22 protein-coding genes are annotated in these 21,125 nt (G+C 73.1%); 7 read left to right on the top strand and 15 right to left on the bottom strand.

Annotated features, from left to right (window positions below; genetic code table 11):
- Window positions 1-70 precede the first annotated feature (70 nt).
- The 12 genes from E7Z53_RS06320 to E7Z53_RS06265 form a co-directional block, all read right to left on the bottom strand.
- On the bottom strand, window positions 71-1,339 hold the full coding sequence (locus tag E7Z53_RS06320; RefSeq protein ID WP_176337401.1) for a Dyp-type peroxidase: 1,269 nt from the start codon (window positions 1,337-1,339) through the stop codon (window positions 71-73).
- The gene (locus tag E7Z53_RS06315) at window positions 1,332-2,120 is read right to left on the bottom strand and encodes a copper chaperone PCu(A)C (RefSeq protein ID WP_176337400.1); all 789 of its coding nucleotides are present in this window, start codon (window positions 2,118-2,120) and stop codon (window positions 1,332-1,334) included. The genes E7Z53_RS06320 and E7Z53_RS06315 overlap by 8 nt, the downstream gene beginning before the upstream one ends.
- A 147-nt stretch (window positions 2,121-2,267) precedes the next feature.
- On the bottom strand, window positions 2,268-2,828 hold the full coding sequence (locus tag E7Z53_RS06310; RefSeq protein WP_176337399.1) for a copper resistance CopC family protein: 561 nt from the start codon (window positions 2,826-2,828) through the stop codon (window positions 2,268-2,270).
- Window positions 2,829-2,955: 127 nt separating this feature from the next.
- Window positions 2,956-3,630, bottom strand: a complete 675-nt coding sequence (locus tag E7Z53_RS06305; RefSeq protein ID WP_176337398.1) for a hypothetical protein — start codon at window positions 3,628-3,630, stop codon at window positions 2,956-2,958.
- A 213-nt stretch (window positions 3,631-3,843) separates the two neighbouring features.
- A complete protein-coding gene (locus E7Z53_RS06300) occupies window positions 3,844-4,128 on the bottom strand; it encodes an HU family DNA-binding protein (protein WP_031282576.1) in 285 nt (94 codons plus the stop codon).
- 73 nt (window positions 4,129-4,201) lie between these two features.
- On the bottom strand, window positions 4,202-4,507 hold the full coding sequence (gene rpsN, locus E7Z53_RS06295) for a 30S ribosomal protein S14 (RefSeq protein WP_017832641.1): 306 nt from the start codon (window positions 4,505-4,507) through the stop codon (window positions 4,202-4,204).
- Between the two features lie 4 nt (window positions 4,508-4,511).
- Complete coding sequence (rpmG, locus tag E7Z53_RS06290; protein WP_017832642.1) at window positions 4,512-4,679, bottom strand: 50S ribosomal protein L33; 168 nt, start codon at window positions 4,677-4,679, stop codon at window positions 4,512-4,514.
- Window position 4,680: 1 nt separating this feature from the next.
- Window positions 4,681-4,917: a 50S ribosomal protein L28 gene (gene rpmB, locus E7Z53_RS06285; protein ID WP_017832643.1), complete on the bottom strand. Its 237-nt coding sequence runs from the start codon at window positions 4,915-4,917 to the stop codon at window positions 4,681-4,683.
- A 325-nt stretch (window positions 4,918-5,242) separates the two neighbouring features.
- Complete coding sequence (locus E7Z53_RS06280) at window positions 5,243-6,112, bottom strand: SGNH/GDSL hydrolase family protein (protein WP_176337397.1); 870 nt, start codon at window positions 6,110-6,112, stop codon at window positions 5,243-5,245.
- A 58-nt stretch (window positions 6,113-6,170) separates the two neighbouring features.
- Entirely contained in the window at window positions 6,171-8,381 is a 2,211-nt protein-coding gene (malQ, locus tag E7Z53_RS06275) for a 4-alpha-glucanotransferase (protein WP_109221692.1), read from the bottom strand.
- 58 nt (window positions 8,382-8,439) lie between these two features.
- The gene (locus E7Z53_RS06270) at window positions 8,440-9,486 is read right to left on the bottom strand and encodes an NAD(P)-dependent alcohol dehydrogenase (protein WP_115163015.1); all 1,047 of its coding nucleotides are present in this window, start codon (window positions 9,484-9,486) and stop codon (window positions 8,440-8,442) included.
- Window positions 9,487-9,595: 109 nt separating this feature from the next.
- On the bottom strand, window positions 9,596-10,588 hold the full coding sequence (locus tag E7Z53_RS06265) for an LLM class flavin-dependent oxidoreductase (protein ID WP_017832647.1): 993 nt from the start codon (window positions 10,586-10,588) through the stop codon (window positions 9,596-9,598).
- Between the two features lie 147 nt (window positions 10,589-10,735).
- On the opposite strand from E7Z53_RS06265, the gene E7Z53_RS06260 reads away from it, so the two are divergent.
- The gene (locus E7Z53_RS06260) at window positions 10,736-11,452 is read left to right on the top strand and encodes an HAD family hydrolase (RefSeq protein ID WP_017832648.1); all 717 of its coding nucleotides are present in this window, start codon (window positions 10,736-10,738) and stop codon (window positions 11,450-11,452) included.
- An 18-nt stretch (window positions 11,453-11,470) separates the two neighbouring features.
- Here the strand turns inward: E7Z53_RS06260 and E7Z53_RS06255 are convergent, their stop codons facing one another.
- Window positions 11,471-12,316, bottom strand: coding sequence for an HpcH/HpaI aldolase/citrate lyase family protein (locus tag E7Z53_RS06255; protein ID WP_017832649.1), 846 nt, complete (start codon window positions 12,314-12,316; stop codon window positions 11,471-11,473).
- A gap of 122 nt (window positions 12,317-12,438) precedes the next feature.
- Window positions 12,439-13,515 carry a glutathione S-transferase family protein gene (locus E7Z53_RS06250; RefSeq protein WP_017832650.1) on the bottom strand — a complete coding sequence of 359 codons (1,077 nt, stop codon included), beginning with the start codon at window positions 13,513-13,515 and terminating at the stop codon, window positions 12,439-12,441.
- 194 nt (window positions 13,516-13,709) lie between these two features.
- Here E7Z53_RS06250 and E7Z53_RS06245 point away from each other — a divergent pair, with 194 nt between their 5' ends.
- Complete coding sequence (locus tag E7Z53_RS06245) at window positions 13,710-14,405, top strand: hypothetical protein (protein WP_176337396.1); 696 nt, start codon at window positions 13,710-13,712, stop codon at window positions 14,403-14,405.
- 59 nt (window positions 14,406-14,464) lie between these two features.
- Entirely contained in the window at window positions 14,465-14,947 is a 483-nt protein-coding gene (locus tag E7Z53_RS06240; RefSeq protein WP_017832652.1) for a MarR family winged helix-turn-helix transcriptional regulator, read from the top strand.
- A 400-nt stretch (window positions 14,948-15,347) separates the two neighbouring features.
- Here E7Z53_RS06240 and catA read toward each other — a convergent pair whose 3' ends face one another.
- Window positions 15,348-16,232: a catechol 1,2-dioxygenase gene (gene catA / locus E7Z53_RS06235; protein WP_176337395.1), complete on the bottom strand. Its 885-nt coding sequence runs from the start codon at window positions 16,230-16,232 to the stop codon at window positions 15,348-15,350.
- Between the two features lie 380 nt (window positions 16,233-16,612).
- Here catA and benA point away from each other — a divergent pair, with 380 nt between their 5' ends.
- The 4 genes from benA to E7Z53_RS06215 all read left to right on the top strand — a co-directional run bounded on the left by benA (window position 16,613) and on the right by E7Z53_RS06215 (window position 21,096).
- Complete coding sequence (gene benA / locus E7Z53_RS06230; protein ID WP_017832654.1) at window positions 16,613-17,995, top strand: benzoate 1,2-dioxygenase large subunit; 1,383 nt, start codon at window positions 16,613-16,615, stop codon at window positions 17,993-17,995.
- Between the two features lie 38 nt (window positions 17,996-18,033).
- Window positions 18,034-18,570, top strand: coding sequence for a benzoate 1,2-dioxygenase small subunit (gene benB / locus E7Z53_RS06225; protein WP_017832655.1), 537 nt, complete (start codon window positions 18,034-18,036; stop codon window positions 18,568-18,570).
- Window positions 18,571-18,694: 124 nt separating this feature from the next.
- The gene (gene benC / locus E7Z53_RS06220; RefSeq protein ID WP_176337394.1) at window positions 18,695-20,269 is read left to right on the top strand and encodes a benzoate 1,2-dioxygenase electron transfer component BenC; all 1,575 of its coding nucleotides are present in this window, start codon (window positions 18,695-18,697) and stop codon (window positions 20,267-20,269) included.
- Complete coding sequence (locus tag E7Z53_RS06215; protein ID WP_109221697.1) at window positions 20,269-21,096, top strand: 1,6-dihydroxycyclohexa-2,4-diene-1-carboxylate dehydrogenase; 828 nt, start codon at window positions 20,269-20,271, stop codon at window positions 21,094-21,096. The genes benC and E7Z53_RS06215 overlap by 1 nt, the downstream gene beginning before the upstream one ends.
- Window positions 21,097-21,125: the final 29 nt, after the last annotated feature.

The following is a 21,125-nucleotide window of genomic DNA, read 5'->3' as shown; positions in this document are numbered from 1 at the left end:
GCCCGTCTCCATTGTCCCTCCCCGAGCGCACCGGCCCGTGCGCGTGTGCCGGATCCCACACGGGCGGTCCTCAGTCCTCGAAGAGCACGTCCCCCACGAACCCTCCCTCCGCGCAGCCCGGGGGCACGGCGAAGACCGCGGACCCGACCGGGGTGGTCCAGGCGTTGAGCATGTCGAGCTCGTCGAGCCGGCGCTGGATCGGGACGAACTGGCGGTCGACGTCCGCGCAGTACGCCGCGAAGACCATCCCCGCGTCGCTGACCCCTCCGGTGGTCGCGCCCCGGCCCCGGGTGCCCGAGGCACCCGCCACGGGCAGGTCGTAGTTGTAGACCCGCCGGTTGATCCGCTCGAGGGGGTCCTCCGAGCGGGAGCGGCGCACGTGGGCGTAGTCCGCGATGACGGGGAAGCCCAGCGGCCCCCGCGCGGCGAGGTCCGGCTCGTCGTGCTCGGCGCCGCCCGTCAGCGGGGCCCCGTCGCGCAGGCGCCGCCCGACGGCGTCCTCCCGCGCCGGCGTGTCCGCCTCGTCCCAGGTGTCCAGGTTCATGGCGATCCGGCGGACGACCAGGGCCGTGCCGTCCGGGACCCACGGCGCGAAGCCGTCCCGACCGTGGACCACCCGCTCGTACTCCTCGCTGCCGCCCCGGGGGTTGACGGTGCCGTCCACCTGACCGAAGAGGTTGCGCATGCTCTGCCCGTCCGGGACGGAGCCCACGGTGTGCCGGAAGCCGTCCTGCACCCAGCGCACGGCGGCGAAGGAGCGGGCGGCCTTGAGCAGCACCCGCTGGGCGTGCGAGACCGCGAGGCGGTCGTCGGCGCAGATCTGCAGCAGCAGGTCGCCGTCGCTCCACCGCTCCTCGAGCCGGTCGATCGAGAACGGGGGCAGGGGCCGCAGCCAGGCCGGCACCCGGTCCGGGGCGACCAGTCCGAGCAGCCGCCGCCCGAAGCCGAGGGTGACCGTGAGCCGCGCGGGGTGCTCGGCGAGCCACGGCTCCTGGTCGGCGACCGGCGCCCGCCCCTGGGTCAGGGCGGCGGCGTCCTCGGAGAGCACCCGCAGCAGGCGCCGCACCGCGTCCCGGGTGGTGTCCCGGTTCAGGTCCAGCGCCACGAAGGCGGCGAACGCCTGCGGCGCGGTCGCCACCCCGGCCTGCCGGGGGCCGTGGAAGGGCTCGACGGCCTGCCCGTGCCCCTGCGGTGCCACCCGGGCGGTGTCCTGCGGGGCCGCGGCGGGGGCCCCGGCGCGGCGGGCCGACTCCAGGCCCAGGGCGGAGGCGGCGCCGACGCCGGCGGCGCCGCCCGCCACGAGCAGGCGCCGCCGGTCCAGGCCGCGGGCCTCACCCACGGCAGCCCGGCAGGTCCGCCGCCGGCGTGGCCCCGGAGGGCGACCCCGTCCCGCTCGCGTGGCCCCCGGCGTGCCCCTCGCCGTCGTCCGCGTGGTCGTCCTCGCCGGCGTCCTCGCCTGCGTCCTCGTCCTCGCCGTGGCCCGGGGCGTACTCCTCCTGGGCGCCCGCGTAGTCGCGGACGGCCGCCGTGACCGTCTGCTGGGTCCCGTCCTCGAAGCGCAGGACGAGCTCGAGGTCGTCCCCGGCACGGAGCCCGCAGCGCAGGTCCAGGAGCATGAGGTGGTCCGCCCCGGGCTCGAGGGCGTAGGACTCCCCCGGCGCGATGCCGACCGGGTCCTGCATCCGCTGCATGACCGTGCTGCCGGTCTCGGGGTCGAGCACGGTCTCGTGCAGCTCGACCGCCCCGGCGACGCCCTCGGCGGACGCGCCGGTGAGCACGACCGGGGCGTCGCCCTCGTTGACGAGGGTGCCGAACACCCCGGTCATCCCCCCGGCGGGGCCCGCCTTCGCCCAGGGCTGCTCCACGGTGAGCGGTTCGTGCGCGGCGGCGCCCCCGGCGTCGTGCGGGGAGGGAACGCCGGAGGCGGAGGTGGACGCGGCGGACGGTGCCGGCTCCTGGGCGGAGGACGCGCAGCCCGTGAGCGCGAGGGCGCCGAGGGCGAGGACGGTGCCGGTGCGCAGCAGCGCGGCGGGCAGGGAGGTGGGCAGGGAAGTGGGCAGGGAAGTGGGCAGGGAAGTGGGCAGGGAAGTGGGCAGGGAAGTGGGCAGGGAAGTGGGCATGGGTGCTCCTGGGAGTCGATGACGAGGATGCGCGGGGCGGGCACGCGCAGAAGGGTGCACGGCGGCAGCCCCCGGGGGCGCGGCGGCGCCCGGCGGGCTGCGGCCGGGAGGTGCGGACGGTGCGGAAGCGGGGCGGACCCCGGGAGCTCAGCCCTTGCGGCGCCGGCTCGAGACGAGGCTCACCACGCCGAGCACGGCGAGGGCCACGGCCCCGCCCGCGACCGCGACGAGCCAGAGCGGGACGTCCCCGGACGAGGCGCGGTCCGCGGCGTCCTGGGCGCTCGCGGCGGCGTCCTCGACCGCGGCGCTCGGGTCCGCCGAGGGCTCGCCGCCGGAGCCGACGTCGTAGCTGAACGTCCCCTCGATGGGGTGCCCGTCGCCGGAGACCACGCGCCAGACCACGCGGTAGGTCTCGTCCTCCGCGCCGGCCGCGGCCAGGGGCTGGACGACCGTGTTCCCCTCCGGCTCGAGCGGGCCCTCCGTCACGGAGCGTCCCTCGGAGTCGGTGACCAGGATCTGGTGGCCGATGTCCATGATCTCGCCGGAGAAGGTGAGCTCGAGCTTCTCCGGCGCGGTGGTCAGGACGGAGTCGGGCTCCGGCGTGACGGCGGTCAGCTCGTCGTGCGCGGCTGCGGGCAGCAGGGGCAGGAGGGTGAGGGCTCCCGCTGCCAGCAGGGCGGCGGTGCGGCGGGTGGTGGACGTGGGCATGGGGTCTCCTCGGAGGGCCGGGCGGCGGTGGGCGGGGCCGCCGGGCCGGGAGGGCCGGCGGCGGGCACGGGCCGTCGGACGTCCTGCCGAGGTCGGTGGCCCGGGCGGCGCCCCGCGGCCGTCCGGCTCAGCCGGCGGGCAGCGTGGCGGGTCCCGGGAGGAGGACCGGCAGCAGGGGTCGACGGCGGGCGCGCGGCGGCCCGCGGTGGGAGCGCACGGGACGCAGGAGCGTCTGGTCGGTCAGCACGTGCGGGCGCCCGGCCCGCACGGCGCGCGGGCGGCCGACGACCACGGGGGCCGGCAGCACCTGCCGCCGGCGGCGCACGCGCAGCCGCAGCGCCTCCAGGAGGACCACGGCCGCGACCTCGCCGTGGCGCATGAGCACGTAGGAGGCCAGTGCGGCGAGCGCGTGGGCGACGAGCATGGCGGTTCCGCCGTGCTCGGCGTGGGACTGGACCTCCAGCACCAGGGCGGGGCCGGGCGCACCCCCCGTGGCGCCGTGCTGCGCGGCGTGGTCCAGGGAGGGGTGGGCGGCGTGGGCGACCGTGCCGGCACCGCCGGAGGCCGCGAACAGGGCGTGCAGCACGGACTGGCTGAGCAGCACGCCCAGCAGCAGGGACGACCGCGAGAGCACCCGGCCGGCCAGGGCCATGCACAGCGGCCCGGACAGGGCCAGCGAGAGGAGCACGAGCACGACGGGCGGGGCCTGCCCGCCGGCGGCCGCGTGGGAGAGAGCGGCGGCGGAGGTGGCGATGGCCGCTCCGGCCCAGCCGCGGGCGAGGCGCCGTGCACGTGGGCTCACGCCGCACCTCCCGTCTGGATCGCCGGCCGCTCGGCCCGGTGGTCCCATTATGCGCGCCGCACCCGGCGCCGGACCAATTGCGGTGCCGGGGGCCGCGCTGCCGGTCGTGTCCGCGGCGCGGGGCCCGGGCACGCCGAAGGGGCGGCCCCGGTGCGGGGCCGCCCCTTCGGACGAAGCCATGGGACGGGGTCCGGAACGGACCCGCGGGTGTCCTTACTTCTTGGACACGGCCGCCTTGAGCTTGGAACCAGCGGTCAGCTTGACGCCGTGGCCGGCCGGGATCTCGATGGTCTCGCCGGTCTGCGGGTTGCGACCGGTGCGGGCGGCACGGTCGGTGCGCTCGACGGCCAGCCAGCCCGGGATGGTGATCTTCTCACCGGCGGAGACGGACTCCTCGAAGACCTGGAACATCGCGTCCAGGACGCCGTTCACGGCGGCGTTGGTGGTGCCGGCCTTCTCGGCGACCTCTGCGACGAGTTCACTGCGGTTCTTAGCCATGTTCATGTCCTCCTGGACTTGGGGTCGTGGGGAAGCGCGGCACGGGGGACCGATCGCGCTCCTGCGTCAGAAATTACCAGCTGGACTTGGTGATGCCGGGCAGTTCGCCGCGGTGAGCCATGTCGCGGAACCGGACGCGGGAGATGCCGAACTTCTGGAGGGTGCCGCGGGGGCGGCCGTCGATCTGGTCCCGGTTGCGCAGCCGGACCGGGGAGGCGTCCCGGGGCAGCTTCTGCAGGCCCAGGCGGGCCTCCTCGCGGGCCTCGTCGGTGGCGTTCTCGTCGACGAGGGTCTTCTTGAGCTCGGCACGCTTCGCGGCGTAGCGCTCGACGACGACCTTGCGCTGCTCGTTCTTGGCGATCTTGGACTTCTTGGCCATGGATTCAGCGCTCCTCGCGGAAATCGACGTGCTTGCGGACGACCGGGTCGTACTTCTTGAGCACCATGCGGTCCGGGTCGTTGCGGCGGTTCTTGCGGGTCACGTAGGTGAAACCGGTGCCGGCGGTGGACTTCAGCTTGATGATGGGACGAACGTCCTTGTCCTTGGCCATGCTAGATCTTCTCCCCACGTGCGAGAATGTCGGTCACGACGGAATCGATGCCACGGGCGTCGATGACCTTGATGCCCTTGGCGCTGACGTTGAGCGTCACGCTGCGGCGCAGCGACGGCACCCAGTACCGCTTCTTCTGGATGTTCGGGTCGAACCGGCGCTTGGTACGGCGGTGCGAGTGCGAAATGCTGTGCCCAAAGCCCGGCTGAGCTCCGGTCACCTGGCAGTGCGCTGCCATAGTGTTCTCCTCCAATGTTGACGAAATGACGGCACGCAGTGGGTGCCGCAGTTGATCACTCAGCTGCGGCAACGAGCGTCCCGCCACCTTCAGAATTGCCACCGTTCGCCAACCGGGCCCTCTCGTAAGGCCCGCGGCCGGAACCGGCGAAGGCCTCGCCACGATGAAGACGGTGAAGATCAAGGTGCCGGAAGGTGGACTCCACCACACGACAGCCTTGAAGTCTAGGCCCGGACGGACTTCCCCGCAACCTGACGTCAGGTGTGACCAGCTTCGGGTCAGTCTACCGGCTCCCCGGACCCCCGCAAACCGGGGGACTCCCTGCTCAGCCGCACCGGGCGGGGGCCGACGGCTCCGCGGGGGCCGCGGGACCGGCGGGGAGCACCGGGCGCGGGAGCAGCGTCGTGTACCCGGGGTGGCGGGCGGCGACCGCGTCCCCGGAGGAGGTCCCGCGCAACCGCCGCCCGACCCAGGGCAGCAGGTACTCGCGGGCCCAGAGGAGGTCCTCCTTCAGCACCCCCGGGCTCGCCGTGACCGGCAGCCGGTCGGTGGGCGGCAGCTCCAGGGCGTGCTCCACGCCCAGCAGCTCGAGCACCCGGGCGGCCACGCGGGTGTGCCCCGCGGTCGACATGTGCAGCCGGTCCACCGCCCAGTAGCGCCAGTCCTGCAGGGTGCGCATCCGCCAGTAGTCGAGGACCAGGCACCCGTGCCGGTCGGCGATCTCCCGGACGTGCTCGTTGTAGAGCGCCTGCCGGGGGCGGGTCCAGGACGTGGGGGCGTTTCGGCCGGGGTCGAAGGCCGTGAACAGCACCACCTGGGCGCCGGAGCCCCGCAGCCGGGCGACCGCCTGCTCGTAGACCCCCATGAGGGCGTCCACGTCCGCGCGGGGGCGCAGCAGGTCGTTGCCCCCGGCGTAGAGGCTCACCAGGGTCGGCTCCAGGGCCAGGCACGCCTCGAGCTGCTCCTCGACGATCCCGCGGAGCAGCCGCCCCCGGACCGCGAGGTTCGCGTAGCGGGTGTCCGGGTGGGCCGCGGTCAGCTGCTCGGCCACGAGGTCGGCCCAGCCGCGCACCCCGTTGGGGCGGGCGGGGTCGGGGTCGCCCACGCCCTCGGTCATGGAGTCGCCGAGGGCCACGTAGCGGATGGGCGGTGCGAGCGGCACGGTGGCCGGGCGGGGCGTCGTCGGCTCCGTCATGCGGTGTTTCCTCCGTTCGGGGCAGGGGGGTGCTGCGGGCGGGGCCGCGGGGGCGCGGTCAGGGCGCCGTGCGGTCGGTGTGCTCGGGCTGCCCCGGCTCCCCCACGGACCGGAGGCGGGAGCGGTTGCCGAGCGCCTCGTTGACGGCGCGCACCAGGGAGTTCGCCCGCGCGTTGTCCGGCAGCTGCTCGATCAGCACCGGGTTGCCCGCGGAGTCGGCCAGGGGCACGCGCCAGTTCGGGTACTCGTCCCCCGTGCCCGGCTGGTTCTGCATCCGGCGCTCGCCGACGGCGTCCACGAGGGAGACGTTGAACAGCAGCGCCGGGGACTGGGCGAGGTAGCGGTGCAGCGCCTCGACCAGGCCCTGCTCGTCCGTGGCGTCCCCGTCGGGGAGCAGCCCGTCCGCGGCGACGGCCGCGAAGAACGTGTCGAGCTGCCGGCGGGCCTCGGCCCGCTCCTCCTCCACGGGCCGGGCCAGCAGGCCCAGCTCCTGGCGCACGTCCACCTGCACGCCCTCCAGGAAGCCCGCCGTGGGCGGGAAGTCGTGGGTGCTGACCGAGGCCATGCTCAGCTCCCGGTACTGCGCCGGGGGGAGCGGCTCGTCGCCGTCCACCTCGAACCACAGGATCGAGGTGCCCAGCACGCCGCGCTCCGCGAGGTACTCCCGCACCCACGGCTCGAGGGTGCCCAGGTCCTCCCCGACCACCACCGCCCCGGCGAGCTCCGCCTCGAGCGCGAGGATGCCGACCATCGCCTCGTGGTCGTAGTAGACGTAGGCGCCCTCCGAGGCCTCCTGGCCGTCCGGGATCCACCACAGCCGGAACAGGCCCAGGACGTGGTCCACCCGGATGCCGCCGGCGTGCCGGAAGATCGTGCGCAGCATGTCCCGCCAGGGCAGGTAGCCGGCCTCGGCCAGGCGCTCCGGGTGCCACGGGGGCTGGGACCAGTTCTGGCCCTTCTGGTTGTACATGTCCGCGGGCGCGCCCACGCTGACGCCCAGGGCCAGCACGTCCTGGAGCGTCCACGCGTCGGCGCCCTGCTTGTGCACGCCCACGGCGAGGTCGTGGATCACGCCGATGTCCATCCCGGCCAGGTGCGCCGCGCGCTGGGCGGCCTCGAGCTGCTCGTCCAGCAGCCACTGCATCCACACGTGGAAGTCGATCCGGTCGGACAGCCGGGTCCGCGCCTCCACCGCGTACGGGGCGTCGGGGCGCGCCGCGGCGTCGTCCCACTCGGGGGCGTCCTCGCCGAGCTCCTCCCGCAGCGCGCACCACAGGCCGAAGTCCTGCAGGCCCTGCCCGCCCTCGGCCACGAAGCGGCGCAGCTGCTGCTGGCGGTGCGGGGAGCGGCGGACGGTGAACAGCAGCTCGAGGCTCTTCAGCTTGGCCGCGTACGCCTTGTCCCGGTCGATGGTGCTGGTGTCGAGGTTGTCCTTGCGCTGGATGGCGGCCAGCGTGTTGACCACCTCGAGGTCGCCCGGGCGCAGGTAGGCGTACTCGGGGACCTCGGCGATGCGCAGGTAGAGGGGGTTGAAGAAGCGGCGGCTGGTCGGCAGGTACGGCGAGGGCTCCACCGGCGGTGCGGGCTCGGCGGCGTGCAGCGGGTTGACCAGCAGGTAGTCCGCCCCCTGCTCGCCCGAGATCGCGGCGAGGCTCGCGAGGTCCGAGGCGTCGCCCACGCCCCACGAGCGCCCGGAGGTCACCGAGTAGATCTGCGCCATGTAGCCCCAGCGGTGCCGGCCGTGCAGCCGGTCGGTGCTGGCGAGGCGCCGCGGGGTCACGGCCAGCGGCGTCGTGACCGCGCGTCCGCCGTCGACCTCGGGGCACTCGGCGCGGACCTCGTACCAGCCCACGGCGAGGCCCTCGGGCACCTCGAAGGTGGCCTGGCCGGTGAGGACGCCGTCCACGTCCCGCGGGGAGCGCCAGTTGTCGACCTGGGGGGCGGTGGTCCGGGCGCCGCCCTCCGCCACGAGGGTCACGCGGACGGTGGAGCCGTGCGGGACGTGCACGGCGAAGCGGGTGCGCTCCCCCGCGACGGCGACGACCACGGGCGGCAGGACCCGCCGCCAGGGCGCCAGCTCCCGCTGGGCGAGGCACGCCTCGATCGCGGCGTCGTCCCCGGCGTCCGCGCCCAGCGCGTCGAGCACGGCGCGCAGCGTCGGCTCCGGGACCTCCCGCTCCTGTCCGTCGAACCCGGAGTAGGTCGTGGAGACCCGGTAGGCCTCGGCGAGCCGGCGCAGCGCGCCGTCGGTGGTGGTGGTGTGGGCCATGGACCCCACTCTAACCACCGGCGCGGCCGGAGCCGCAGGCTGCTGATGATCCGGGCGGCTACGCCAGGGTGCGGGCGACGTCGACGACGAAGCGGTACCGCACGTCCGAGGCGACCACCCGGTCGTAGGCGGCGTCGACGTCGTCGGCGCCGATCAGCTCGATCTCGGCCTCCACGCCGTGCTCGGCGCAGAAGTCCAGCATCTCCTGCGTCTGCGGGATCCCGCCGACCATCGACCCGGTGAGCACGCGCTGGGGGCCGATCAGGGCGCCCGGGCGGACGCTGTACGGCTCGGTGGGCAGCCCCACGGAGCACAGCACGCCGTCGACCCGCAGCAGGGACAGGTACTGCTCGACCGGCAGGTCCGCGGAGACGGTGTTGAGGATCAGGTCGAAGCGGCCCTTGTTGCGCTCGAAGGTCTCGGGGTCCTTCGTGGCCCAGTAGTCGGTCGCGCCGAAGGCCAGGCCGTCCTCCTGCTTGGACAGGCTCTGGCTCAGGACGGTGACCTCGGCGCCCATGGCGGCGGCGATCTTCACGGCGACGTGGCCGAGCCCGCCCATGCCCAGGACGGCCACCCGCCGGCCCGGTCCGGCGCCCCAGCGCTTGAACGGGGCGTACGTGGTGATCCCGGCGCACAGCAGCGGGGCGGCCCGGGCGGGGTCGAGCGCCTCGGGGACGCGCAGGACGAACCGCTCGTCGACCACGATCCCGCCGCTGTAGCCGCCCCGGGTGGGGGTGCCGTCGGCCTGGGGCGTGTTGTAGGTGGCGGTCACGCCCTCCGTGCAGAACTGCTCCTGGCCGCCGGTGCAGTACTCGCAGCGGCCGCAGGAGTCGACGAAGCAGCCGACGCCCACCGTGTCGCCGGGGGCGAAGCCGGTCACGGACTCCCCGACCGCGCGGACGCGGCCGACGATCTCGTGCCCCGGGGTGACGGGGTAGTGCGTGCCGCCCCACTCGTCGCGCGCGACGTGGATGTCGGAGTGGCAGATGCCGGCGAAGTGGATGTCGATCTCGACATCACCCGGGCCGACCGGGCGACGCTCGATCGTGGTGCGGCGGAAGCCCGAGTCGGCGGAGACGGCCTCGAGGGCGGGGACGGTGGTCATGGGGTGCTCCTGTCGTGGTGCGGATGACGCCCGGCGGGGGTCGCCGGGCGGTGGTCGTGGGGTCCGGGGGCGTGCGGCCGGCGGGACGGCCGGCGCCGGGACGGTGCGCTCACCAGGCGTGGGCGACGAGCTCGTAGGACCGGGCGCGCACCTCGGGGTCGTGGGCGTAGCTGTTGAGCATCAGCTCGTCGGCCCGGGTGAGCTCGACGATCTGCTCGAGATCGGCGACCACCCGCTCGGGCGTGCCGACCGCCGATACGGCGAGGTGCTCCTGCACCATGCCCGCCTCCGCCGCGGTGAGCTCCACGCGCTCGACGGGCGGCTGGAGCGGCCGGCGGTCGTTGCGGGCGATCCCGCGCACCAGCAGCTGGTGGGTGCTGAACTGGCGCCGCGCCTCCTCGTCGGTGTCGGCGGCGAGGATGTTCGCCGCGACCATCACGTGCGGGCGCTCGACCGTGGCGGTCGGGGCCTGCGCGTCGAAGCGCTGCCGGTACAGGGCGATGGCGTCCATGATCCTGGCCGGGGCGAAGTGGGAGGCGAACGCGTAGGGCAGGCCGAGCCGGGCGGCGACCTCAGCGCCGCCCGTCGACGAGCCGAGGATCCACAGGGGAACGTCAGTGTGCCGGGCCACGGGCGCCCGGACGACCTCCTGCTCCTGCCCGCCGAACAGCCGCACCAGACGGCGTACGTCGGCCTCGAAGGTGTCGTGGCCGGCGTGGCCCCGCCGCAGCTCCAGGGCGGTGCGCATGTCGGTGCCGGGCGCCCGGCCCAGGCCCAGCTCCACGCGGCCGGGGTAGAGGTTGGCGAGCGTGCCGAAGGCCTCGGCCACGGTCAGCGGCACGTGGTTGGGCAGCATGATCCCGCCGGAGCCCACGCTGAGGCGCTCCGTGGCGGCGAGCGCCTGCCCGACGAGCACCGCCGTGGCGGAGGACGCGAACGCCTCCGTGTTGTGGTGCTCGGCGTACCACAGGCGCCGGTAGCCGGAGGTGTCGAGCCGGCGGGCGAGGTCCAGCGCCTCGCGGAGGGCGTCCGCGGTGGAGCGGCCCTCCGAGAGGGGCACGAGGTCGAGGGCGGACAGCGGGACGCGGGGCGTGGCGGGCAAGGGCGGGGCTTCTTCCGTCGGGGATGGCACGAAGGGGTTCGGTGGCGGCAACACCCCCGGCCGGGGTGCTTATTCCGGGCGTCCTCCCGGGCGTTGTCCTGCTCACACCCCCGCCCCGGACGGCGCCCGGTGGGGCACCATGGGAGCATGACGTCCTTCCCCGCCCCCACGCCGTCGCCGCCCACGTCCTCCCCCGAGCTGCCGGCGCCCGCCCCCGGGTGGGCCCCGGCGTGCGTGGTCTTCGACTGCGACGGCATCCTCATGGACACGGAGGCGAACTGGGCCCGGGTCCAGCGCGCCGTCTCGGAGCGCTACGGGCTCGAGTTCACCGAGGCCATGGAGCGCCGGATGATGGGCTGGTCCGCGGCGGACGTCGCCACGGCGATCGCCGAGGCCGCCCGGGCCGACCGCGCCGCGGTCCACGCAGACGTGCTGCGCACCGAGGAGGAGACGCTGACCGGGCACATCGTGCCCCTGCCGGGCGCGCTCGAGACGGTGCGCGCGTTCGCCGAGCGGCTGCCCGTGGCCGTGGCCAGCAACTCCACGAGCACGATCCTCGGCGTGAAGCTGGAGGAGGCCGGCTTCGCCCCCCACCTCAGCACCTGGGTCTCCTCCGAGGACGTGCCGCGCGGCAAGCCGGCCCCGGACATCTACACCGAGGCGGTGCGGCGGCTGGGCTTCGCCCCGGGTGAGGCCCTGGCCGTGGAGGACTCCGTGGTGGGCGCGACCTCGGCCGTGGCGGCGGGACTGGTGGTCGTGGCCGTGCCGTCCGTCCCGGACGGGGACCCCGTGCCCGCCCACCACCGGGCCGCGACGCTGACGGACCCCGTGTTCCGGGAGCTCATGACCCGCTGGCTGGGCTGAGCCGGGCGCCCGGAGCGCTCAGCGGTTCCAGAGACCGTAGGTCTGCGCCAGCTCGGAGACCTTGCGGGCCCGGGCCAGGCGGGGCAGATAGCTGCCGTCGCCCACCACGTGCCCGGAGTCGTGCTGCGTGATGAGCTCGCGGGCCCAGGTGATCTCCTGCTCGCTCGGAGCGAGGTGGCGGTTGATCCCGTCGGTCTGCTGCGGGTCCAGGCACAGCTTGCCGGTCATGCCCATGGACTGTGTCACGGCGCACGCCTCGGCGAGGCCCTCCTCGGAGGCGCCCAGGGTCGGCCCGTCGATGGGACCGGGCAGCTCCCCCACCCGGGAGGCCACCACGAGGCTCGAGCGCGCGAACGCGAGCGCCAGGGGGTCCGCGCTGACGCCGGTGTCCCGGCGGAAGTCGCCGACCCCGAAGGCGAGCCGGAACACGCCCGGGGCGCGGGCGATGTCGTTGGCGTTCATGATCCCCACCGCCGACTCGATGAGCGCCACCACGGGGGTGCCGGCCGGGGCCATCATGGCCGTCTTGGTGATGTGGTCGGGGTGCTCCGTCTTGGCCAGCATGATCCCGCGCAGGTGGCCGACCCGGCTGAGCGCGGCGAGGTCCTGCTCCCAGTACGGCGTGGTGATGTCGTTGATCCGCACCCACGCGCTCGCCCCGGCCTCGAAGGCCTCGACGACGTTCTGCCGGGCCTGGTCCTTGCCCTCGGCGGGAATGGCGTCCTCGATGTCGAAGACCACGGAGTCCGCCTCGGAGGCGAGGGCCGCGGGGAAGACGGACGGGTCGGCGGCCGAGGTGAGCAGCCAGGAGCGGGACAGGCGGGCGGGCAGCGCGGCGGCGCGCTGGTTGCGGTAGGGGGCCACGTGAGGGTCCTTTCCGGGATGAGGTCAGCGGGGACGGGAGACCCCTGGGCACCCGTCCCCGTGAACGGGCCCGGGCCGTAGGAGCTGTCCAGTCTAGGCCGCGCGCCGATCCGGCAGAACGCTCAGACGGTCAGGGGCGTGTGACGTCCGTCAACCCGCTCCTCCGGCCGGACGGGGCCCGGCGCGGTCCCCGCCCCGAAGGGCGAGCCGCCGAGGGCCTCCCGGCCGTGCGCGGACACCCAGTTGGCCAGGTCCGGGCCCACGGGCACGATCTGGTTCGGGTTGATGTCCTCGTGGACCACGAAGTAGTGCTGCTTGATCTGCTCGAAGTCCACGGTGTCGCCGAAGCCCGGCGTCTGGAAGAGGTCCCGGGCGTAGCCCCACAGGTGGGGCATCTCGGTGAGCTTGTTGCGCGAGCACTTGAAGTGCGAGTGGTAGACCGGGTCGAAGCGCACCAGGGTGGTGAACAGCCGCACGTCCGCCTCGGTGATGTGCTCCCCCATGAGGTAGCGGCGGGTCGAGAGGCGGTCCTCGAGCCAGTCCATGGCGACCCACAGCCGCTCGTAGGCCTTCTCGTGGGCGCGCTGGGAGCCGGCGAAGCCGCACCGGTAGACCCCGTTGTTGACCTCGGTGTAGACCCGCTGCATGACCTCGCGCATCTCGTCCTCGAGATCGGCCGGCCAGAGGTCGGGGGCGCCCTCGCGGTGGAAGGCGCCCCACTCCTTGGCGAGGTCCTCCGTGATCTGCGGGAAGTCGTTGGTCACCACCTGGCCGCTCGCGATCTCCACGACCGCCGGCACGGTGATGCCCCGCGGGTAGTCGGGGTAGCGGGCGAAGTACGCCTCCTGGAGCCGCTCGATGCCCAGCACCGGGTCCCTGCCGTCCGCGTCGAGGTCGAAGGTCCACGACCGGACGTCGTGGACGGGACCGGGCAGCCCCACGGAGAGGGCGTCCTCGAGCCCCAGGAGCCGTCGCACGATGAGGGTGCGGTTGGCCCAGGGGCAGGCCCGCGCGGCGACGAGCCGGTAGCGGCCGGCTTCGACGGGCCAGGCCCGCGCCCCCTCGGGCACGTCGGCGCGCGCCGGGTCGCGGACGATACGGTCCTCGATGTAGGCGGTGTCCCGGGTGAACTCCTCGCCGGGATGCACGTAGGCGCCGGCGGTGCTGTGCTCGGACCGCTGGGTGCTGCGCTGTGACATGGTGGCTCCTCGCGGTGCGGCGGGACGGGGCGCCACCGGCCGGGACGACGGTCGGCGGCGGGACGGCCGCACCTCCCGCCCCTCGGTTTTGATGATATGTCAATCACAGAGAGGGCGCCAGCGGGAGCTCCCGTCGGAGGCGAGGTCTACAGTGGAGGCGTCCGGCACCCTCACACCACGGAAACAGCCCGCCCATGAGCACCCACGGCAACGAGCCCGAGTACGGCCAGCGCCTTACCCCGCAGCACGTCCCGCCCCGGACCGCGCCCCGGGCGGCCCGCGGGCCTGCGACCTCGCCCCGGGCCGCCCGGCGGATGGCGCGCGGGCTCTCCTTCACCCTCATCCTGCTGGGCCTCCTGCTCGGCGGCGGACTCGCCGCCCTGGGCCATGTGTGGGGGTGGGCGGTCGGAGCGCTGCTCGGGCTGCCCGGGCTCGCGGGCTTCGTCGTCGTCCAGGCCCAGCTGCACCCGGCCCTCCGGGACGCCTCGGTGCCCCCGCTGCGGAGCCGCTCGAAGCTGTGGCTCGTCCCCGCCGCCCTGCTGCTGCTGGGCCTCCTGCCCCTCGCCGGGGCGTTCGCTGTCCAGCCGCTGCTGGCGGGCACCACGGGTGCGCACCTGGCCGACGAGTACGTCAGCGTCCTGGTCGTCTCGGGGATGACGCTGGTCGTCGCGGCCGGCCTGGGCTTCGGACTCGTCGCCATGGCCTCGTTCACCCCGGTCGACGACGACGACTCTCCGCTGCGCCCCACCGGCTACGCCGAGCGGCTCCGGCGGCCCGCGCGCGGGCCCGGCGACCTCTACGACTCGGAGTGGATCCACCGCCGCCCGGCACGGTACGGCCGCGACGCCGGCGACCGCCCGGACCCACCGGAGGACCCTGTCGGCGGTTGACATTTGTTGACACGTCAATTTATAGTGGGGGTTTTCCCGCGCCACGAGAGGACCGCCGCATGAGCCACCCGGAGACCGATGAGGTCAACTGGCTGTCCGACGAGGAGCAGCGCGTCTGGCGCGGCTTCCTGGCCCTGAGCCGCGGCATGCAGACCGCGGTGGACCGCCAGCTGTCCCGGGACAGCGCGCTGTCCGGCTCGGAGTACGAGGTCCTCGTCCAGCTGTCCGAGAGCAGCACCGGCGTGATCCGCTCCCGCGACCTGCTCCACGAGCTCGGCTGGGAGCGCAGCCGCCTCTCCCACCTGCTCTCCCGCATGGCCCGGCGCGGGCTGCTCGAACGGCTGCCGTGCGACAGCGACGCCCGCGGCCTCGACGTGCGGATCACCCCGGAGGGGCGGCGTGCCATCGAGGCCTCCGCCCCCGGCCACCTGGAGCTCGTGCGGGCGGCGCTGATCGACCACCTGACCCGGGAGGAGATGGACGCGCTGCTCTCCGTCTCCGGCAAGGTGCTCCCCCGGCTCGAGGAGCTGGGGCTGTGCTGACGCCGGGCGCCTGAGCCGCCCACCGGCCGAGGCCGTCCGCGGCCCGGAACCGCCCCGCGCAGGGGACAGGCCCTGCCGCATGGGGGGATCGGCAGGGCCTGTCAGGCATCCCGATCGGGGGAATGGGACACCAGTCGCCGGCAGGAACCATCCGGAGGCAGATGGGGGGATCACCTCCGGGCCATCGCCGACGACAGATTTACCTTAGACCCAGTGATCTGCATGAGCAAGCCGCCTGTGCGTTTTGTGTCCTCGACGGCCGCGGCGGCCCGGGAGGCGACTTCGGGCGCGCTCGGCGCCGTGGCCGGACGGCCCGGCCGGGACACAGGAGCACCCCCGCGGGCCGAGGCCTGCGGGGGTGCTCCTGTGCGCCGCGGGCGGTGCGCCCGCGGCCGGCGTCCTACTTGGTCTGGCCCTCCTTGGCGAGGACGTAGTCGTAGACGACCTCTTCGCCCGCGCCGCCGTCGGTGCGCGGCTTCGGGTCCAGCATCAGCTCGGGCTTGACCGCCGAGGCGATGTCGTCCGCGTTGTGCGGGTCGCCGGGGAAGTACAGCTGCTGGGTGACCAGCTGGTGGCCCGGGGCCGAGACCTTGATGTGGATGTGCGCCGGGCGCCAGGCGTGCCAGCCGGCCGCACCGATGAGCTGCCCGCAGGCCCCGTCGGTGGGGATCTGGTACGGGGCCGGGCGCTTGGTGTTGATCTCGAAGTACCCGTTCTCGTCGGCCTTCACCGTGCCGCGGAAGAGCCACTCGGGCAGCTCCGGGGCGTACTGGGAGTAGAAGCCGTTGGCGTCGGCGTGCCAGATCTCCACCTGGGCGCCCTGCAGCGGGTTGCCGTCGGTGTCGGTGAACCGGCCCTTGAACAGCAGCGGGGTGCCGGGCTCGTCCTCGCGCATCTGCAGGGTCGCGGGAGTGGGCAGCACCGGGGAGTCCGGCACGTAGTAGGGGCCCTCGATGGTGCCGACGGCGCCGGGGCGATCCTGGGAGTTGACGTCCTCGATGGTGTGCTCCAGCCACACGTCCAGGAACAGCGGCCACTCCCCGTCGGTGCCGACCTTGATCAGCCACGCCTTCAGCGCGTTGTACTCCTCGTAGGTGACCTGGTGCTCGACCGCGATGTCGTTGATCGCCTTGATCGCCGCACCGGCCAGCAGGGACACCCGCTCCTTCGGCACGTCCAGCTTCGCCAGCTTGCCCGAGGCGGTGAACCGCTCGGTCGCCTTGGACCCGGCCTCGACCGCGGTGCCCTCGTTCTCCTTGCGCGTTGCCGCGTGGGTCTCCGTCATGGTGTGCTCCACATTCCTCGTTGAACGGTGATCAGGGACGCCCCTCGTGCCCGCCGCTCCCGACGCGGCTCGCGGCCGCCGGCTCGGGCCCTCCGGCTGTGACACCGGACACGTCGACGTCTCCACCAGCCTAGGGGCGCGATCAGGACGCGACAAATATCAATTGGGCGTCTTTTCTGCACCCAATAAGGCATAAAGACCCCCTGGGTTAGTCCTAGGGGTTTGCCTGATGTGAGCGGAGTCACGGCGCACCAGACTGGCTCCGTACCGTCCGGCAGGAGCCGGTCGCAGACTTCGGCCCGCACGTCCCGAGCAGACGTCCCGCCCAGACATCCCGAGCAGACAGCCCGACCAGGCAGCCCGACCAGAAGGAGCACGTCATGACCGAGAACCTGACCCACGTCCGCGAGGTCCTCTCCGACGCCGTGGTGGACGACCGCGAGAACGGGCTCATCCGGGCCAAGCGGGAGATCTTCACCGACCAGGAGATCTTCGAGCTGGAGATGAAGTACATCTTCGAGGGCAACTGGGTGTACCTGGCCCACGAGTCGCAGATCCCCAACGTGGGCGACTACTTCACCACCTACATCGGCCGCACCCCGGTGGTCATCACCCGTGACAAGGAGGAGAAGCTGAACTGCATCGTCAACGCGTGCTCCCACCGCGGTGCGATGCTCTGCCGGCGCAAGACGGACAACCGCACCACCTTCACCTGCCCCTTCCACGGGTGGACGTTCAAGAACTCCGGCGAGCTGCTCAAGGTCAAGGACGGCCGCAACGGCGGCTACCCGGAGAACTTCAACAAGGAGGGCTCGCACGACCTGACCAAGGTCGCCCGCTTCGACTCCTACCGCGGCTTCCTGTTCGGCTCCCTCAACCCGGACGTGCTGCCCCTCGAGGAGCACCTCGGCGACGCCACCACGGTGATCGACTCGATCGTGGACCAGTCCCCCGAGGGCCTCGAGGTGCTGCGCGGCGCCTCGACCTACACCTACGACGGCAACTGGAAGGTCCAGGCGGAGAACGGCGCCGACGGCTACCACGTGACCTCGGTGCACTGGAACTACGCCGCGACCACGGCCCGCCGCACCGCCGGCGACTCCGCCAACAAGACCAAGGCCATGGACGCCGGCAAGTGGGGCAAGGTCAAGGGCGGGTTCTACTCCTACGAGCACGGCCACCTGCTGCTGTGGCAGGAGTGGACCAACCCGCAGGACCGCCCGCTGTGGGACCGCCGCGAGGAGCTCGTCGACAAGTACGGCGAGGAGATGGCGAACTTCATGATCAACATCTCGCGCAACCTGTGCCTGTACCCGAACGTGTACATCATGGACCAGTTCTCCTCGCAGATCCGCCACTTCCGGCCGATCTCCGCGGACCAGACCGAGGTCACCATCTACTGCATCGCCCCCAGAGGCGAGTCCCAGGAGAACCGCTCCAAGCGCATCCGCCAGTACGAGGACTTCTTCAACGCGACGGGCATGGCGACCCCGGACGACCTCGAGGAGTTCCGCTCCTGCAACAAGACCTACTGGGCCACCTCCGCCCCGTGGAACGACATGTCCCGCGGCGCCGCGCACGAGATCCAGGGCCCGGACGAGCAGGCCCAGGCCCTCGGCATGACCAAGGTCATCGCCTCCGGTGTGCGCACCGAGGACGAGGGCCTGTACCCCGTCCAGCACGGCTTCTGGAAGGACGTCATGGACAAGGGTCTGGCCGCGGAGGAGCGCGCCGCCGCGCAGTCCGCCCCCGTGACCGCCTGACCCGGACTCCCCGAACCACAGAAAGAGTGCAGAACACCATGACCAACCTGCTGAACCCCCTGGCGGCGCTGAAGACCGCCGAGGAGATCGCGACCCTCGAGACCGTGCGCGCGTTCCTCTACAAGGAGGCACGCCTGCTGGACGACCGGCAGTTCGACGAGTGGCTCGAGTGCTACCACCCGGACTCCGAGTTCTGGATGCCGTCCTGGGACGACGACGACCGGCTGACCGAGGACCCCCAGAACGAGATCTCCCTGATCTACTACGACAACCGCGGCGGCATCGAGGACCGCGTGTTCCGCATCAAGACGGACCGCTCCTCCGCCACGTCCCTGCCGGACCCCCGCACCGGGCACAACATCACCGACGTGGAGGTCCTCGAGCACGACGGCGACCGGGTGCAGGTCCGCTTCAACTGGTTCACGCTGTACTTCCGCTACAACACGACGGACACGTACTTCGGCACCAGCTTCTACACGATCGACCTCTCGGGCGACGAGCCGCTGATCCTGAAGAAGAAGGTCGTCCTGAAGAACGACTACATCCACCACGTCGTGGACGTCTACATGATCTGACGCCGGCCGTGGCCGGTCCCGCGCCGGGGCCGGCCACGACGGACCGTCCGCACTCCGTGCTCACCGAGCACCCCCGCACTTCCCACGGGCCGCGACGACGCGGCCCCCCACCCAGGAGGAAATCATGGGCCACCAGGTAGCCCTCAGCTTCGAGGACGGCGTCACGAAGGTCGTCAAGGTCGGCGACTACGAGACCGTCCTCGACGCCGCCTACAAGGCGCGCATCAACATTCCCGCGGACTGCCGGGACGGCGCCTGCGGCACCTGCAAGGCCTTCTGCGACTCCGGCTCCTTCGACCCCGGGGACTTCATCGACGACGCCATGACCGAGGAGGAGCTCGAGAAGGGCTACCTGCTGACCTGCCAGGCCGTCCCCGAGTCCGACATGGCCATCCAGATCCCGGCGACCGCCGAGTCCGCGAAGACCTCCGCGGCCACGTACACCTCCACGCTCCAGGAGCTGGACAAGCACTCCGAGACGACGATCTCCTTCACCCTCGACGTCGAGAAGCGGGAGGACCTGGCGTTCCTGCCCGGCCAGTACGTCAACATCAAGGTGCCCGGCACCGACGCCGAGCGCTCCTACTCCTTCAGCAGCGGCCCCGAGGTGGAGGGCGCGGCCTTCATGGTCCGCATCACCCCGCAGGGCGCGATGTCCGAGTACCTGCGCGACCGCGCCCAGGTCGGCGACACCGTCGAGTTCAGCGGCCCCTACGGCTCGTTCTTCCTGCGCGCACCCAAGCGCCCCCTGCTGCTGCTCGCCGGGGGCACCGGCCTGGCCCCGCTCCTGTCGATCCTGGAGAAGCTCGCCGAGAACCCGCCCAGCACCCCCGTGCACCTGATCTACGGCGTGACCCGCGAGGCCGACATCGTGGGCCTGGACCGGCTCCGCGCCTACGAGGCGAAGCTGCCGGACTTCACCTGGGACCACATCGCCTCGGAGGAGGGCACCTCCGCCCCCCACACCGGCTACGTCACCCAGATCATCGAGCCGGCCCACCTCAACGACGGCGACGTCGACATCTACCTGTGCGGCCCGCCCCCCATGGTCAACGCCGTCTCCGCGTGGCTGGACCGCGAGGGGATCGAGCCCGCCAACTTCTACTTCGAGCGCTTCGCGCCGAAGGAGACCACCGGCGGCGACGCCGAGACCGGCGCGCCGCCCTCCCCCGAGACGATCGCCGCCGAGGGGGACACCATGACCCGCTCCGAGGCGCTCTCCTCGCTGGAGACCGGCCGGCTGGAGTTCCGCAAGGAGGACAGCTTCGCCCACCTCGACGCCCGCATGGGCCTCGAGCTCGCCGTCACCGAGCTCGTGATGGGCCGGCTGACCGAGGAGCAGCTGGAGCAGTTCCGGCGCCTCGCCGAGGCCACCACGCGCTCCGTGGGCGCGGGCACCGTGCAGGACCCCGAGGAGTACGTGCGGACCAACGAGGAGTACCACGAGTACCTCTTCATGGTCTGCGACAACCCCACGCTGCTGGAGTCCTACCGCCGGCTCGACGTGCGCGAGCAGATGGCCGCGACCTTCGAGCGGGGCACGGAGATCTTCGCCCGGGTCGCCCAGGACCACCTGGACGTCGTCGAGGCCTTCGAGCGCAACGACAAGGAGCGCGCCCGCGAGGTCATCATGGCCCACGCCCGCGACGCCAAGCAGACCATGTCCACGGCGATCGACGCCAAGGAGGCCGGCCGCTGATGGGCGCACCGTACGCGGGACAGTTCCTCACCCCGGGCCGCTTCGCCGGCAGGGTGGCGGTCGTGACCGGCGCCGCGCAGGGCATCGGGCAGAAGGTGGCCGAGCGGATCGGCGCCGAGGGCGGCGCCGTCGTCCTCGTGGACCGCGCCGAGCTGGTGCACGACGTGGCGCAGGGCATCGTCCGCGCCGCCGAGGCCTCGGGCTCGGGCGGTGCCGCCACGTCCGTGACCGCCGACCTCGAGACCTGGGCCGGGGCCCAGCAGGCCGTCGAGGCCGCGCTCGCGGCCCACGGCCGGGTGGACGTGCTCGTCAACAACGTGGGCGGCACCATCTGGGCCCGCCCCTACGAGGAGTACGACGAGGAGAAGATCGAGAAGGAGATCCGCCGCTCGCTCTTCCCCACCCTGTGGTCCTGCCGCGCGGTGCTCCCGGCCATGCTCGAGCAGGGCTCGGGCACGATCGTCAACGTCTCCTCGGTGGCCACCCGCGGCATGCACCGGGTGCCCTACGCCGCGGCGAAGGGCGGGGTGAACGCGCTGACCCAGTCCCTGGCCATGGAGGTCGCCGGCCGCGGGATCCGCGTGGTCGCCACCGCCCCCGGCGGCACGGAGGCCCCGCCCCGCAGGGTCAAGCGCGGCCCCGAGGCCGAGAGCGCCCAGGAGCGGTCCTGGTACCAGGTGATCGTCGACCAGACCGTGGACTCCTCGTTCGTGAAGCGCTACGGCACGCTCGACGAGCAGGCCGCGCCCATCGTGTTCCTCGCCTCCGACGAGGCCTCCTACGTCACCGGCAGCGTCCTGCCGGTCGCCGGCGGGGACCTCGGCTGAGCCGTCTCCGGGCGGACGCCCGCCGCCGT

This window comes from Kocuria salina (assembly GCF_013368965.1).
Taxonomy (GTDB): Bacteria; Actinomycetota; Actinomycetes; order Actinomycetales; family Micrococcaceae; genus Kocuria; species Kocuria rosea.
This window is presented reverse-complemented; position numbering and strand designations above follow the sequence as displayed.

Coding starts and splice junctions, on each gene's coding strand:
- E7Z53_RS06315 (WP_176337400.1), bottom strand. CDS start 2,120: ATGCCCACTTCCCTGCCCACTTCCCTGCCCACTTCCCTGCCCACTTCC.
- E7Z53_RS06310 (WP_176337399.1), bottom strand. CDS start 2,828: ATGCCCACGTCCACCACCCGCCGCACCGCCGCCCTGCTGGCAGCGGGA.
- E7Z53_RS06300 (WP_031282576.1), bottom strand. CDS start 4,128: ATGGCTAAGAACCGCAGTGAACTCGTCGCAGAGGTCGCCGAGAAGGCC.
- rpsN (WP_017832641.1), bottom strand. CDS start 4,507: ATGGCCAAGAAGTCCAAGATCGCCAAGAACGAGCAGCGCAAGGTCGTC.
- rpmG (WP_017832642.1), bottom strand. CDS start 4,679: ATGGCCAAGGACAAGGACGTTCGTCCCATCATCAAGCTGAAGTCCACC.
- rpmB (WP_017832643.1), bottom strand. CDS start 4,917: ATGGCAGCGCACTGCCAGGTGACCGGAGCTCAGCCGGGCTTTGGGCAC.
- E7Z53_RS06280 (WP_176337397.1), bottom strand. CDS start 6,112: ATGACGGAGCCGACGACGCCCCGCCCGGCCACCGTGCCGCTCGCACCG.
- malQ (WP_109221692.1), bottom strand. CDS start 8,381: ATGGCCCACACCACCACCACCGACGGCGCGCTGCGCCGGCTCGCCGAG.
- E7Z53_RS06270 (WP_115163015.1), bottom strand. CDS start 9,486: ATGACCACCGTCCCCGCCCTCGAGGCCGTCTCCGCCGACTCGGGCTTC.
- E7Z53_RS06260 (WP_017832648.1), top strand. CDS start 10,736: ATGACGTCCTTCCCCGCCCCCACGCCGTCGCCGCCCACGTCCTCCCCC.
- E7Z53_RS06250 (WP_017832650.1), bottom strand. CDS start 13,515: ATGTCACAGCGCAGCACCCAGCGGTCCGAGCACAGCACCGCCGGCGCC.
- E7Z53_RS06245 (WP_176337396.1), top strand. CDS start 13,710: ATGAGCACCCACGGCAACGAGCCCGAGTACGGCCAGCGCCTTACCCCG.
- E7Z53_RS06240 (WP_017832652.1), top strand. CDS start 14,465: ATGAGCCACCCGGAGACCGATGAGGTCAACTGGCTGTCCGACGAGGAG.
- catA (WP_176337395.1), bottom strand. CDS start 16,232: ATGACGGAGACCCACGCGGCAACGCGCAAGGAGAACGAGGGCACCGCG.
- benA (WP_017832654.1), top strand. CDS start 16,613: ATGACCGAGAACCTGACCCACGTCCGCGAGGTCCTCTCCGACGCCGTG.
- benB (WP_017832655.1), top strand. CDS start 18,034: ATGACCAACCTGCTGAACCCCCTGGCGGCGCTGAAGACCGCCGAGGAG.
- benC (WP_176337394.1), top strand. CDS start 18,695: ATGGGCCACCAGGTAGCCCTCAGCTTCGAGGACGGCGTCACGAAGGTC.
- E7Z53_RS06215 (WP_109221697.1), top strand. CDS start 20,269: ATGGGCGCACCGTACGCGGGACAGTTCCTCACCCCGGGCCGCTTCGCC.